Genomic DNA, 14338 nt, shown 5'->3' on the forward strand with positions numbered 1-14338 from the left:
CCGCTTAAAAATTAAATGTTTAACAGCATAAGTTTAATTTTTGTCATCTACTAAAATAGATATTACTTAAAAACACATCATTTCTACACCTTCATTTTCTCACTCAATCCCAGACTTCAGATTAAAGTCTACCACTGCAAAAGGTTATAACTCACCCCAACACCAACATACCATCCATCCGGATAACCATACCCAGCCTGCAAACCAAATCCCCACCGCTTCTTCTTCGGTTTAACAACCACCGAATGATAGATGTCATTCGTCACCGTCTGATACACCGTCTTAGGAAATACCTGCAAACTATCCAGCCGAGGGTCTACATATCCGCTCACCACAGCCCGATACGAGCTGTCTCTATATACCACTTGTCGGCGATGGAGCAAGGTATCACCTATCCGTGTCGTGTCATCCGGTACGAAACGCCAGAACACAGCCATCGGTGCAGAGATAAGCATCGTATCTACCTTGACAACCGTCTTTATCTTCGTCTCTACACGAACTTCAGCCGGAGGCTGCTCATGCGGACGGAACCAAACCACTATACAAGCAATTGCCAGCAGTACAGTTAATATCCACGGTAACTTTTTCATTCCTCGAATCTCAAATCGTTTATACGGTTCATCCACCCCCGTTTGAATTTATTGTTCGCCGGACGAGAACGGCATATATCCTCGATGAAATCGAACCGTGCAATCTTAATCATGTCGAACAACTCACGCGGGTTCCTGGCATTCACCGCAGCAATGGTCTTAGGACCTACTATTCCATCCACAGTAACACCAAGCAAGCGTTGAGGTATCTTTATTCCGTGTGCACCGGATGCCCACACCCAATCAACCAATATATTAGCAACTGATTGCGATTTAATCTCGTCAGCTTTCCATCTGTCCCAATAATGTGGCTTGAGCACCCGGTTAACGACATCCTCACGGGTAAGCAGACGCAGGTCATCCACGTCTATATCACCGTCACCGTCCTTGTCATAGCCGCATGACTTCCACGTACCGATAGTCACACCCATATTCGTAGCACCTCCAAGGTCTGCCGGGTCATTCACGAAACCGCCTTCCCATTTGAGAATCCACGGCGCTAATTTATACACATTCACCATTCTTATTTTCCTCCTTGATTTTTGGTTTTACATAAAAATACAATATATTTGCAAACGCCTTTGTTTAAACTTTAAGTTGTGTAGTATTAAGGGAAAGGGAGTCGTTGTGAAACACCTTCCTTTCCGCGAATCAGTAGCCGTTTTGCGGTTCTCTGTCACCGCATTTCTTCCTCTCACACCGTTTAAGCGCCAGTTCCAGTTTCAGGTCAGAATTAGTCTCCTTCAGTGTAAACAATTCATCCTGCACCTTACGGAGCCGGTCAGTCTGCTCCACAAACCGCTGTTCCTTCTCCGAAAGCTGCTTCTGCAGGAACTCGTTGTACTCCCGTAAAGCCTTGAACTCCTCAACATCCGCATGGGCATCCTCAATACGCGCATTGGTCTTGCGCGACATCCACCACTTAACAAGCTGCTTGATGCCCTCGATGCCACCGAGTGCGGTCACCAACATAATCCAATCATTCATTTCCATTTCTCCCGGTTTAACAATCGATACAAATTATAAGCACCCCCACATAAGCACAAGCAAACGCTGCCATCTCCGCCCAGAACAGCCATTTCCGGTATCTCAACATGATAACAACGGCTATCGGGAAAGCAACCGCAGGCAAGTACCACATACCGGAGAGACAAACCCAAAGAATTGTAGCTAATCCGGCTATTACTGTCCCTGCATAATGTACTTTGCTCTGAAATTCCTCCTTGAACAGCGGGGCTGTCCCGACGAACATCAGCCCACCGCAAGCAAGAAATGCCAAACATTGCAGGTTCTCCGATGAGCATTCAATCCACACCGGCATAAGCAGCATGGCAGGAACGGCCATCGCCGCCTGAAACAGCCACGCCGAGCGGTTCCGTTTCTTCAGTTGATAATAGGTGTCAGAGAGCGACCAGGGCACTCCGCACACTCTCACCGCATACATTATGTACATAGTGAGCAAAAACAGCGACATAAAACATAAGTAAATCATAAGCTATCAATTTAAAGGTTGAACACTAATTTTTCAGGATAACCGGAAGTGTAATCATACGCTCCGACCTCCTCTTTCGTAGCAAGTCCCATAACCGCGGTCAGATGTTCCTGCGTGGCATTATAGCATTCCAGGGCATACAGTTCCAGTGCGGCCAGCATCTGCAAGGCAAGAGGAATGGGGATTACATACTTCACGGCATCATACCACAGCACGGTTGTCTCCTTACCCACAGCCTGCTCGATAGTAATTGAGTTTACCAGTCCTACCCGCGTATCCTTGTCAAGCCACATCCGCTTGCCGCCAAGCGTAAAGGAATTCACGGCATCGGACCCGTCGTAAACAGCAATTTCATTGACCTTCGCGCTCTTCACACCCTCCAAAGTCGGTTCATAGGGAGGGGTTAATTCACATTCGAGAATTTCCTTTGCAGACGCTGCCGGATGGGCTTCGTAAAATGCTTCCTGTTCCGCATTCAACGGTACCCAGGCTCCATCCAGGTAATCCTCATAGGTTGTACCCACTTCATAGTTTTCGTCCAGTTCAAAATCAAGACGGACAACTTTCTCCTCTGAATAAATATGTATATATTGCATTATTGTTAAAGCCTATTTTTATTCATTATGATAAATCGGTAATTCGTTCTAATACCTGATGTAAGCGGTGCCGTATTTATTTCAGTAAATGAGCCCAGATAATCCGAAGATTTGAACATACGATACGGAGAAGAACTTTCCTGTGCTATCGCATACTTTCCGTCAGACGAAAGCCCCAAAGCAAAGCTATTGCCAATAACGGAATGCTTCAATGCCCAGGTTTTTCCGTAATCGGCGGATATACGTGCACCGGAATAAGAGTACCCTCCCTCTATAACCATATATTTCCCGTCATAGGATATGGCCAATGTACGGGCAGAGAAACTCGAATCGGTAATTTTAGTCCACGTCTTCCCATAATCCCCGGAATAATAGGCATAGTATAACTTTGATGAACTCTCCCTGTTGCAGCAACACAACATGTATTTGCCGTCACCGGAAATGGCAATCTTTGTGATAGGCCCCCTGAACATTTCACTGCTGAAAGTTTCTCCATAATCGGAAGATATAAACAGCTCATGGGTAGTATAATAGGGAGAATTTGACGCATATGCCACTTACGTATCTGCCGGAATGGGACATTTCCACCCCCATGAGAGGCACGGTATTGTCTTTTAATCCATTAGAGACCCGCCATGTTTTCCCATAATCCCCGGAAAGCATCAAATCATATTTGTTATTGCTATTCTGACACACAATAGCGACCAGATTCCCCCTGCCGTTGCAGGCTATCGAGTACACGGAATAGCAATTATCAGGCTTGAAAGGTTCTGCCGTCTCCAGAAAATCCGTAGAACGCAATAATCCCACATTTGCCATATAGCACGAGCAATAGATATGCCTGCCGTCTCCGGACATGGCAATCCTCGTTCTATCGTTGCTGAAAAAGTATTCGTTTACATTAGGAAGGTCGGAAGGTTGTCTTCTGGTCCATGTCATTCCACAATCCTTGGAAATATCTATTAAGGCTCTACTGTCGGAGAATGCAATCACATACTGACCGTCCTTTATATTATTGCTTCGTCTTTTTAATACACTCATAAACCTTAGTCCCTTGTTTTTACGGATATTGAATAGGCGCCAGCGGCATAGCACCAGATACTAATCTCAAAGATATCTCCAGCGGAAACACTGATTGAAGTACCGGACATCGAAGTGAACGCGCCGGTATTGGGTATCGGCTGTGTGAATGCCGCCGATGCGACGCAGCGGATATACAAGTCATTGCCCACTGACATTCCGGAAGCAAGGCTGATGTTCGTGGCAGAACCCAACCTTGCAGTGATACTTCTCTTGGAAATTGGCAGGGAGGCCAGTGTCGTGACCGTATTCGCACCGGTGACTGTCAGGTCACCGACACCTTGCGGCCCTTGTGGTCCTTGCGCACCAGTCGCCCCTTTAGGTCCAGTAGCTCCGGTAGCACCCGTAGCGCCTTTTGCTCCGGTAGCACCCTTCAGGTTCTTGAAAGCAAAGGAAAAGGTTCTGGCCAATGCGGTACCACCGAGAGAAACGGTCACGGAGGGCGTACCGATGTTGGCGTCAACCGTAGCAGTAGCACCGGTAATACTGGCACTTGCACCTGCTGCACCCGTGGCACCAGTAGCACCGGTAGCGCCTTTTGCACCCGTATCACCTTTGTCTCCTTTATCGCCCTTTGGACCTTGTATTCCTTGTGCACCAGTGGCGCCTTTTGCACCAGCAGGACCGGTAGCACCAGTATCACCTTTTACTCCTTGCGGTCCTGTGGCACCGGTATCACCTTTCATGCCCTGTGGACCTTGTACGCCTTGAGGACCTTGCGCTCCCGTATCCCCCTTCTCGCCTTTATCGCCCTTTGGACCTTGCAATTGTCCTTGACTTTGCCAATCACCGTTATACCAGGCATAATATGTATAAGGCAATGCAGTTCCAACGGAATAGAAGCCAGTGATGTTTGACCCGTCAGGTACAGCAGTCTTTAAGGCATCAAGCGTATCGTAACGTCCAAGAAGGGTGAATGTATCTCCCGGCTTGCCTTTCACATAGATATCCGTCTTAACGTATTCTTTAGCGCTCTTATCCCATTGGTATACATAGTGGTCTGCACCGATGTAGGTAGGATGTTCTGCCGCATCAGTAGCATTCGCAGTAGCCGTCTCCGATTCCTGCTTGAGGGCAGCAAATTCAGTGACACGGGTACTTTCAGCATTTACGCGTCCGGTTTCGGCTGTTTGGCGGTTAGTTTCCGCACTATTACGTGTATCCTCAGCAGTGCTTCGGGCATTCTCAGCAGTAACGCGCTTACCTTCTGCTGTAGCACGACCGGTTTCAGCATTGACACGACCCGTTTCGGCTGTCTGTCGGGTTGACTCTGCGTTGGCCCGCACTGTCTCAGCATTTTTACGTTCCTCCTCGGCGCTGACACGTTTACCTTCGGCAGTAACACGGCCGGTTTCGGCAGTTGCCCGTCCGGTCTCAGACGTCTGTCGGACCGCTTCAGCTTTGTCTCGCTCTGTCTCTGCCGTTTTCCTGAGACCTTCGGCTGTCACACGTTCCTTTTCGGCATTGATACGCGTAGTTTCAGCAGATGCGCGGGTACTTTCAGATGAAGCACGCTTTGTCTCAGCCGTTTCACGGGATTTCTCAGCTTCCTTGCGTGCGTTCTCCACTATGACACGCTCCGCTTCGGCTTTGCGCACTTCCTCAGCAGCTTCCTCAGCAGGGGCAGACAGCAACTCAAGCGGTGCCTCGACCACCGATTCTTCCATACCGGCAAGACGGAGGGCGGGCAGGCTCACGATATCGGCCAGCGAATCGACAATCTCCACATCGCCCACACCTTGGGAGCCGACAAGAAGGGCTTTCTTCACCTCCTCTACAAGCTGGTTGAACTGATTTGATTCCAATACCATAATTTTCAGAATTGATTTAAGATGGCTGGATGACATTCAGTTGGTTAATTACCGCACGTTTCACGGCAGCTATGAGCCGCGAGTTCTTCACCACAAGTTCAAGAGCCTTGCAATACTGTTCCGGGATTTCCACCGCATCTTTCGAGTAGTAGATTTCCCGTGCCAAGTCTTCAAAGCCTATATCCAGAAGGATACTTCCGTTGTACATCATTTCATTGCCGACCGTTTCGGCTACGTCGAAGGTCTGCTTGGCGCCTTCGAATGAGGTCTGGGCCTCGATTTTCTTAAAGTTGATTTTCATACTTTCTATTTTAATTATTCTATATACTCATCCATGACAGATACCAATTCCCCAAAACCCGTTTTATCACATGCCATTCACGCCCGTTGATATTCGTCCTGGAAGAGTTCGCGAACGTACCAGAAGGAAAACTGATGGTATTCCCGTTCGGCATTATCCATATCTCATGCCCGTCAGAAGAGGACGGAAGGGATATAGTACAGTTACCGTAAAAAAGCAGTGTGTGGTCGGTCGCCTTAATGCTGTACCTTGTAACCGAAGAGAGTATCACGTCAGTATTCCGGTATACACCTTGCGTCTTCAGCGGCCCGGCAATTTCCAGAGTCCCGGAGGACGGAGCATACATCTTCCCCACTATCACATCACCACCGAAATAGCTCTCGCCGGAAGATACGTGTATGGCCCTATTGCGCCCCGGAATGGTTGCAGAGATGGTTACCACCCCTTTGACTGTGCCCGCTTCCATAGTCTGGTAGGGCCTTATCAGGATGCTATTGGCTCCTCCGTCCGACGCTATCGCATGCAGATAGTAGCTCTTGCTGAGTTCGAATTGCGTAGTGCTATCTGTAAGGTCGGTCACGAACGCTCTCGAGTTGGTGGATATACCGTTACCATGCAGATATAGATAGTCACCTATCCGGCCGCTGGAGGCGTTTATCTTTCCGTTTACGGTGATGCCGTTCAATATGGCGTTGGCACCGGAAATATTTCCTTTCAACGTAAGATTATTGGCTGTGATATCGTTAAGCGTGGCATTGGCACCGGATATGGTACCTTTCAGGGTAAGGTTGTTCGCGGTGATATCGTTCAAGACAGCATCCCTGCCCGTTATACTCCCTTTCAAGGTAAGATTATTGGCGGTGATATCATTCAGTGTAGCCCCCACCCCGGTAATGTTGCCCTTCAACGTAAGGTTATTGGCAGTAATGTCGTTCAGGATGGCGTCAATACCTGAGATATTGCCTTTTAATGTCAGATTATTAGCTGTAATGCCGTTCAACGTAGCATCCGTGCCCGTTATGCTGCCCTTTAGAGTCAGGTTGTTTGCCGTGATGTCGTTCATCGTCACACGCCCGTTTGTATCGACCACGAAACTGCCGTTGATGATGGTCTTTCCCGTAAAGTTTATCCGGTCAGCCTCGATTGTAGCATTGGATATCAACCTGCCCGCTTCGCCTTCGGTGATGAACGCGCTGATTTGAGCACGCCTGACGATATCACCGTTGGGGTCGACCTTTTCCGCAAACATGGTGGCGATATTGCTCTCCGTCACTAAACCGGCTTTGTCGATATTGGTAATGTTACCTTTGGAATCGAAGGTTATCTTCTGCACGAACTGGTCTATACGGCTGGCCGTCTGGCTGATGGCTGAGGTATGCTGTTCCACGGTACCCTTCAGGCTGTTTGTGGCGGTCACCATACTTTCTATCTTCTCGGCAGTCACATGAAAGCTGCCTGCATGGGCGAACAGCTTGCCGTCCAGGTCAGAGACGGACGCACTGAAGTCTGCACGAAGACCGCGGGCCGATATGTCAATAGCAGACTTATATGCTTCGGTAATTCCAGTCTCAAGGCCTACAAGACCGGACGTGAATTCAGCTTTCAGACCACGGGCGGAGATGTCGATAGCAGAGGTGTATTCTTGCGTTATACGACTCTCAGTATTCGTCAGGTCCTCCGTGAACTTCGCTTCAAGGTTGCGCGCGGTAAGCAGGAATTCACTGTGATACTCTTCAAGCTTGCCTGCCGTGCTTCTGATTTCGTCAAGGTTCGCCTGAATCTTCTTGTCTGTAAGTTCAAAACGCATATTGAATTCCTCGCGCAAGTCAGCAAGAGCATCATCGGTTAGCGTAAGTGCATACAAGTACATGTCACCGGTAAAAGACATGTGGAAATCACCGGTTCCGTTCCACTTACCGGTTATCTCCATCTGTTTGAATTCAGTACTGGGATATAGGTCCTTAGAAAAGGAAATCGGGGTGTATTCCTCAAAACCTTCTTTGTTCTCGTTCTTGAAATGGAAGGCAAGAGTGCCGGGGCGCTTCACCAGATACTTGAAAGAGATAGTGAACTGCCGGGGGCGCTTGAGTTCGTCGAAGGTCTCAAAATCCGGATGGCGGTAAAAGTCTGAGTTGACCTGCTCGATATAGCTGTTCTTAAGGCGTAGCACATTCTTTGCGCGTTCGCTTACTATATCGGCGAAAGATTCCTTGTTCGCATAGAAGTTACTGTTGAAGTACAGCAGCCGACCGTCAACTCGGAAGATGCGTATGTTGCTGCTACCGGTCCAGTACTGCATGTCAGCGGCAAAAGACGCATTGTTAAGGTAATTGTTCAGGGCATTGATTTCATCACGCACGGATGAGATTTCAGACTTGATAAGTCCTTCAATGACAGTGAACATTGTCAGGATGTCCTCACCGGCCATCGTAAGGAATCGCCCTTTGATTTCTACGCCACCTTCCGGTGTATACTTGATGTAAGTGCTCTCATCACGGGCGCCGATATAGGAAGTACCGTACACTTTCATGTAGGCATGCCCGGTGGATTTGTCAACACCGAAGGAGATTACATCTTTCCCCGTTAGGTTGAAGTCGTCAATGCCGGTGTAGAAAGTTATAGACGGGGATGTCTCGTTGGTAGACGATAGCACGATTGCGCTTTGAAGGTCTACATCTGTACGGTGGCCCAATCCTATAATATCGTCACCTGCTTGGGGGATATCACTACCTTCATCACAGATGGCCTTGGATAAGTCAATATAGTCACGTCCCACAGCCATGACTTCACGCCAATAGTAGCGGTTGGAGGCGTTCAGGGTAGTCCCTTCGACGATGTTGCACTCCTTTGCTTGCGCCAGTGAACCGACACTAAATTCGTTTGCTATCGCTTCACCTTCCTGCTCGGCAAGGAAATAGCAGCGGTAGGCATCTTCCAGTTCCTCCACGCGGATGCACTTCATACCGGCATGGGTGATTATCTGTTCACCGCCTACATGGGTGGCTTTCTTAACCTGCAGTTCTTCAAAGACGGCCTTTATCTTCACATACAGACGGTCAACGACAGCTTGGGAAGTACCGTCTTCACGGACGGTAATACCACTGCCATTCTTGCCTATCAAAAGGCCTTTTAAGAATGTGATAACCTCCTCCGCTACGTCGCTTGCATCCTTTCTCAAGAACATTCTTAGGGTACGTAAAGCAGAGAATACATTGAAGTTGCTTGCGGCCGTAGCGTCGTTGGTCTTGATGACATAGATGTTGCTGCCTCCCGAACCGGTGAAGGTCTGTCCCTTAAAAGTCAACTCTTCGACTTGCGTTTCAATATCGGAAAGGCGGGAATAGGCGGTGCTTTCGCCAATCGTATACTGCGGGGAATCGTAAGGCTTGTCGAGGTTGATTTCAAAGCCGATGACACGGGACAAGCGCCCGTCCTTGAAGTAGGCAGGATTGACAAGGTTGATGCGCTGTCCTATGTCAAAGCTGTGATTTATTTGGTCTTTGTGTACCCAGATGGAGTTGAGCGTAGCCGTATAGGTGCCGTCGTCGATGCAGGTCTTTGCCACGTACTTCTTTGCAGTGGCAAGCAGTTCCTCTTCGGCAGCAGCCACCAGCCCAAGTTCGGTTATCTTCTCGGCATTCCAACCAGACAGTACATACTTGTCACCTTTTGCCGGAAACAGCACTTCATCCGGCAGGGGTCTGCCGTAGTCCTCGTTACGGATAATCTCCCAAAGCTGGGCGTCAGGATTCCATGTGCCGTCGTCGTTCTTCTCGGTCAGGCCAAGAGGGTTGAAGGCAGCACCGAACTCCATGCCGTTGAGCTTGCCGGATTCGAACCTGATTTTGAGTTCCTGTCCTTCAAGGATGTATTTCTTCGAGAAGTTGATGCCTGAATCCTTGAACCGGTAGAAGGTAGCTTTTGTCTTTGTACCATCTTCATTATCTACCTCGCTCTCATAAAAGCTTACACCGGTGATTTCACCTACTCTTTTGGGGCAGATGTCATCAAATACAACAACGGCTTCGACAGCTTCCAAATCGGTCAAGCCCTCGTGGGCATCCACGTATGGAGTGCCTGCCGGAAGCATAAGGCGCTTCTGGACGATACCGTTGACAACAGTGGTCTGGTCTACCGGGCGATAGTTGGTAGGGATGTTTCTTGTTGAACCGAACGCATAGATTCTTGTGGCATAAGTACCCTTGCTGTCACTCCGGCTCATGTCCTTGGCTTCCTTATCCAGTTCTATCTTAACAGCGTCGGAGAACTCACAGCGTCCGAAGTTGATGACATGGTCCGTTACCCAACAATCACAACCCCAGTTATCAGCCATGCTGAACATAGCATCAATGAGGTTGGTATTGTCATAGGTCATCAATTTGGAGGAGTTCTCGACACTATCGTCAATGGAAAACACGAAGTCTTTTCCCTCATATTTATAACCAAGAGCTTTCAAATTGCGAAGGAATACACCCATCTGGACATCCAGTGAAGCGGTAAGGGACCAGGACGCTTCCAGTCCTCCGTACTCCGGGGTGTACTTGAATATCTTTGTTTTCCACTTGAAATAGTAAGCGTCAAAACGAAGTTCATAGGAGTAGCCTCCGTTCTTGTAGGTCGGATAGGGAATATCTACAATCTGATAGATTTTTGCCAATTTACCGCCCATGGAGGCATCGAGTACCCCACGCAAGTCAACGTAATCACCTACTTGGAAATCGACTGGGGACAGAGTATTAAAAGGTAGTACGACATAGTCCTCTTTCATTAAAGAGAACTTGCCTTTTGCACCGGGATTGATACCAGTTGAAAAGCGGGTATTGCCTTGTATGTCCTTAATATCTATCATGTAAACAAAGGTCGGACATAAAAAAAAGAAGCCCTAAAAATTAGAGCTTCCATACACGACAATGAATTTAATGTCGTAAATTTCTAGCCTACAACACGGTTAGATGGATTGTACTCACAGAATTTGGCTGATATTTTCCCAAATGTCCGGTCTAAGCTTTGGGCATAAGAAACGCTCTTTCCTAAATATAGCAAATGATAAATATCACTACTGTTCTCAGGAATCTGAATATCAATTTTACCTTTGTAAAGTTCTTCATAAAAAGCTGTTTTCTTTGCCTGATAATCGGCAGGAGAATCACCTTCTACTGTAAAAACAAGAGTTAACTCACGCTCATCAAGCTTGGGGTTATCCATAAGAACTTGTTTCCCATGTTCCAAGCGTGATTTATTCTCTATAAACTCTTTCAGAGGTACCGGTGCTCCCAGTACATCAAGAAAGTTATCTCCCATTCTAACACCCCACTCTTTTAGGGCTTCTCTTCCGTTTATTATTAATTCTGCCATAACTATTATAGATTCTTTATATCCTGCTTGATATCATTTGTATTATCGAGTATTCGCGGACTATTCTTGGCAAGAATAACAGAGTTTTCAAGTATATCTCTACGGTCCATGTTACCTTCTACTTGGAATGTTCTCATTTCATCTACGATTCTTTCCATATTGGAGACTCTATCGGTCAATGCCTTTATGTCCTCTGTCGGGAAAACAATATGTACCTGCGACTGATGGCCGCTCGCTATTGTCTCTTTGGCTCTATCTGCGAAATTAGGAGTTCCAGATAACAAAGCTGGGACATCCCCACTTCTAAGATTGAGCAATGAAAGTTTGCCATTGATGGATGAAAGTAAACCGGTCTGTTGAATGGACTGGTTCTTTATTTCTTCCCCGGCAACCTGCAAAGCTGTAAAACGTCCGTTAAGTTCTTCGCCGGTATCTTGTGACATGGCTTCAAGACCCTTACTACTCGCCTGCTGTGAAAACATGGTTCCAAAGAACTGGTTGATGGCATCAACTTCTTTCTTCATGTCGTCAACCATCGTCTGTTTCATGGAGTCGAGGAGCTGCTTTTCTTCGGAAGTCAGGTCGTCATCTCCCATGGCCTTTTTCCACTCATTGTACCACTTCTGCATCTGCGGTTTGAAGTTCTCCACATACATGGCCTTAATCAAAGCCTTGCGCATGTATTCGCTCATGTCATCGGAAATATCCTCCGCTGTGGCCTCTATATCGTACAAGGAATTCAGAATACCATCAGAGAACGACTCCCATTCCTGCTCAGCTTCATTACGGGCGTTCTCCGCTTCCTGGGCGGCTTCTTCCGCACGGTTGATGGCTCCCGTATCAAGAGTGGGGAAAAGCTTGTTAGCCGCATCCACAATGTCAACACCGGCTTTCTGAATCTCGGCTATCATTTCGTCCAGTGTCTTACGCTCGGCGGTATCTATGGCACCGTCCTTCATAAACTCGGTATATTGGTCATACCAAGCCTGAATCTGAGGTTGGAGCTGGGCGGAAAACATGGAATCAACCAAAGCATTACGCATAAACTTATAGATATTGTTGGCCACATCCTCGGCGGTCGCTTCTACGTCATAGAGCACACTCCTGATACTGTCGGAGAAAGAATCGAACGCCTTCCTTACCTCCTCGCCAGAGTCTTTCCAAACATCGCTGATTTCTCCGGCAGCATCGGCAACCTCCTTGCTCAATTCGTCAATGTCATTCTTGATATTGGCACGTTCTTCATCGGTTACAAGTCCATCCTCCGAGTATTCCTTCCATTTCTCCCAGATAGCTTTGATACGTGGTTCATATTGCTCGATATACATGGCTTCGATAAGTTCCTTGCGCATGGATTCGGAGATATTCTTGGCAACGGCTTCGGCTGTTACCTCGGCATTGGTAAGAGAGTTCAATATGCCATCGGAGAAGGACTTGAATTCCTCTTCAAGTTCTTTCTTCATGTTACTCTCGGTAATGCCAAGAGTATCAGAAAGAATGTCTTTGGCGGCTACGATGTCATTAGCCAACTTTTCAGCTTCGCTTCTCAGTGTATTACGTTCAGCATCGGTTATATCGCCGTCAGACATGGCTTTCTGAACCCGTTTATAAAACTCTTCTATCTGTGGTTGGAAGGTATCGGCAAACATCTTCTCAACCATTTGTTGACGGATGTACTCGAAGATATTGTCTGTTATGTCTTCGGCGGTGGCTTCGATGGAAGACATGGCAGACTTGACGTTATCAACAAACGACTGCAGGTCTTCGGCGTCCTTCAGCTTGTCAGCAAACAAACTATTAACGTCCTCTACGCCCTTCATCATCTGCTCAATGTATTGGTCAATCTGAGAGCCGAGTTGTGCCATGTCACTCTCGGACAATCCGTCTTTGGAAAGCCCTTCAAAGGTCTTGTACAACTCTTCCATCTTGCTCTTGTACTCCTTTTCATACAGAGCGTTAATCATTGCCTGACGGAAGTAATCATAGATATTATCAGAAACATCCTTGGCCGTCACATCAAGGGAAGTAAGAGAACTCTGCATACTACCGATGAAATCCTCATAGTTATCCGTGCTACTGTCGGTATCCTCTTTGGTCCATCCGAAAATTTCCGCAAGCTTGTCACGTTCGGCAAGTGCGGAACCGGCAATTGCGTCATACTGCTTCCGAAGAGCCTCCATCTCCTCCTTCGTAATGCCTCCTTGGTCTTTATTGGCCTGGGCAAAGGCATCGTACCACGTTTGAAGGTCCTCGGTAAATTTGTTGCCTACCATTGTGGTAAGCACGGCACGCTGCATATATCCGCTGAAACTGTCAGAAAAGTCTTTCGCGGAACTGCCCATATCCATGAGGGTATCCACAAAACTGTCGAAAACGCTATCGAACGTTGTCTGTGTCAGTTGTTCACTAATCTGGTTCTGAATATCCTCAATCCTTTCCTCTCCATCTATAATGCCGTTCAAATATTCTTGCACGTCACCGTCCATCTTCGCCCAGAAGGCAGGAGCTTCGGATTTAAGTTTCTCCAATTGCTCAACAGTGAGGTCAAACAGTCCGGTCATTCTTCCGGTCCCGATAAACTCTTTGGCGGCATTGACTGACATGTCGAGTGCGTCGGCAATGTCCTGCCAGTCGCTTGACGAGGTGTTCTTTGCCATCCGCTTGCCAATGGAATGGGAACCTGCGGATGCACCGGAATTAAGACGTTCTTTTCCCAGTAGGCGATATGCCTCAATTTGCTTTTCAACAAGGCCAAGCGCCTCTTCTCCGACCTTGTCTGCCTCCATGCCGTAGGAAATGCTGATGTATTCCTGCTTCTTGTCTATCAGTTCATCCCATATCTCATTGAGCCTGGTGTACTCCTCAACCATCTCGTTATAGTGGGAATAATCGGCACCGAACATCCCGTCCAATGCGGACACTACAGAGGAAATTCCAGAAACCGCACTCATTGCGCCTCCGACAATATCACCCGACATGATTTGCCCGACCCCGGATGCCGTTTGTCCTAAGCCGCCAAGCGCATCAATGGCACTTGTTATCTTACTGTCGTCAAATCCGAATATGTCGGCGATACTTGAGCCAAACTCATTCAATGCAGGGGCAAAAGACGT

At 47.7% G+C, this 14338-nt stretch carries 11 protein-coding genes; all 11 read right to left on the reverse strand.

Features of this window, described 5'->3' with window-relative positions:
- Nucleotides 1–128: 128 nt before the first annotated feature.
- Nucleotides 129–590, reverse strand: a complete 462-nt coding sequence (locus E5355_RS14850) for a DUF6808 domain-containing protein (protein WP_136010965.1) — start codon at nucleotides 588–590, stop codon at nucleotides 129–131.
- Nucleotides 587–1111 (reverse strand): glycoside hydrolase family 108 protein, encoded by a 525-nt coding sequence (locus tag E5355_RS14855; RefSeq protein ID WP_136010966.1) that lies wholly within the window; start codon nucleotides 1109–1111, stop codon nucleotides 587–589. The genes E5355_RS14850 and E5355_RS14855 overlap by 4 nt, the downstream gene beginning before the upstream one ends.
- Before the next feature lie 130 nt (nucleotides 1112–1241).
- Nucleotides 1242–1583 carry a hypothetical protein gene (locus E5355_RS14860; RefSeq protein WP_061412130.1) on the reverse strand — a complete coding sequence of 114 codons (342 nt, stop codon included), beginning with the start codon at nucleotides 1581–1583 and terminating at the stop codon, nucleotides 1242–1244.
- Nucleotides 1584–1593: 10 nt separating this feature from the next.
- Nucleotides 1594–2064, reverse strand: coding sequence for a hypothetical protein (locus E5355_RS14865; RefSeq protein ID WP_246866969.1), 471 nt, complete (start codon nucleotides 2062–2064; stop codon nucleotides 1594–1596).
- A gap of 29 nt (nucleotides 2065–2093) precedes the next feature.
- Nucleotides 2094–2678: a DUF4376 domain-containing protein gene (locus E5355_RS14870; protein ID WP_136010967.1), complete on the reverse strand. Its 585-nt coding sequence runs from the start codon at nucleotides 2676–2678 to the stop codon at nucleotides 2094–2096.
- Between the two features lie 5 nt (nucleotides 2679–2683).
- Nucleotides 2684–3235, reverse strand: coding sequence for a hypothetical protein (locus tag E5355_RS20005; protein ID WP_246866970.1), 552 nt, complete (start codon nucleotides 3233–3235; stop codon nucleotides 2684–2686).
- Complete coding sequence (locus E5355_RS20010) at nucleotides 3195–3719, reverse strand: hypothetical protein (RefSeq protein ID WP_246866971.1); 525 nt, start codon at nucleotides 3717–3719, stop codon at nucleotides 3195–3197. Before E5355_RS20010 ends, E5355_RS20005 begins: the two co-directional genes overlap by 41 nt.
- A gap of 5 nt (nucleotides 3720–3724) precedes the next feature.
- Complete coding sequence (locus tag E5355_RS14880; protein ID WP_136010968.1) at nucleotides 3725–5569, reverse strand: hypothetical protein; 1845 nt, start codon at nucleotides 5567–5569, stop codon at nucleotides 3725–3727.
- A 16-nt stretch (nucleotides 5570–5585) separates the two neighbouring features.
- A complete protein-coding gene (locus E5355_RS14885; RefSeq protein ID WP_008664647.1) occupies nucleotides 5586–5870 on the reverse strand; it encodes a hypothetical protein in 285 nt (94 codons plus the stop codon).
- Nucleotides 5871–5889: 19 nt separating this feature from the next.
- A complete protein-coding gene (locus tag E5355_RS14890; protein WP_136010969.1) occupies nucleotides 5890–10719 on the reverse strand; it encodes a hypothetical protein in 4830 nt (1609 codons plus the stop codon).
- 83 nt (nucleotides 10720–10802) lie between these two features.
- Nucleotides 10803–11225 carry a hypothetical protein gene (locus E5355_RS14895; protein ID WP_005837071.1) on the reverse strand — a complete coding sequence of 141 codons (423 nt, stop codon included), beginning with the start codon at nucleotides 11223–11225 and terminating at the stop codon, nucleotides 10803–10805.
- Nucleotides 11226–14338: the final 3113 nt, after the last annotated feature.

This window comes from Bacteroides muris (ex Afrizal et al. 2022) (assembly GCF_004793475.1).
Classification (GTDB): Bacteria; Bacteroidota; Bacteroidia; order Bacteroidales; family Bacteroidaceae; genus Bacteroides; species Bacteroides muris.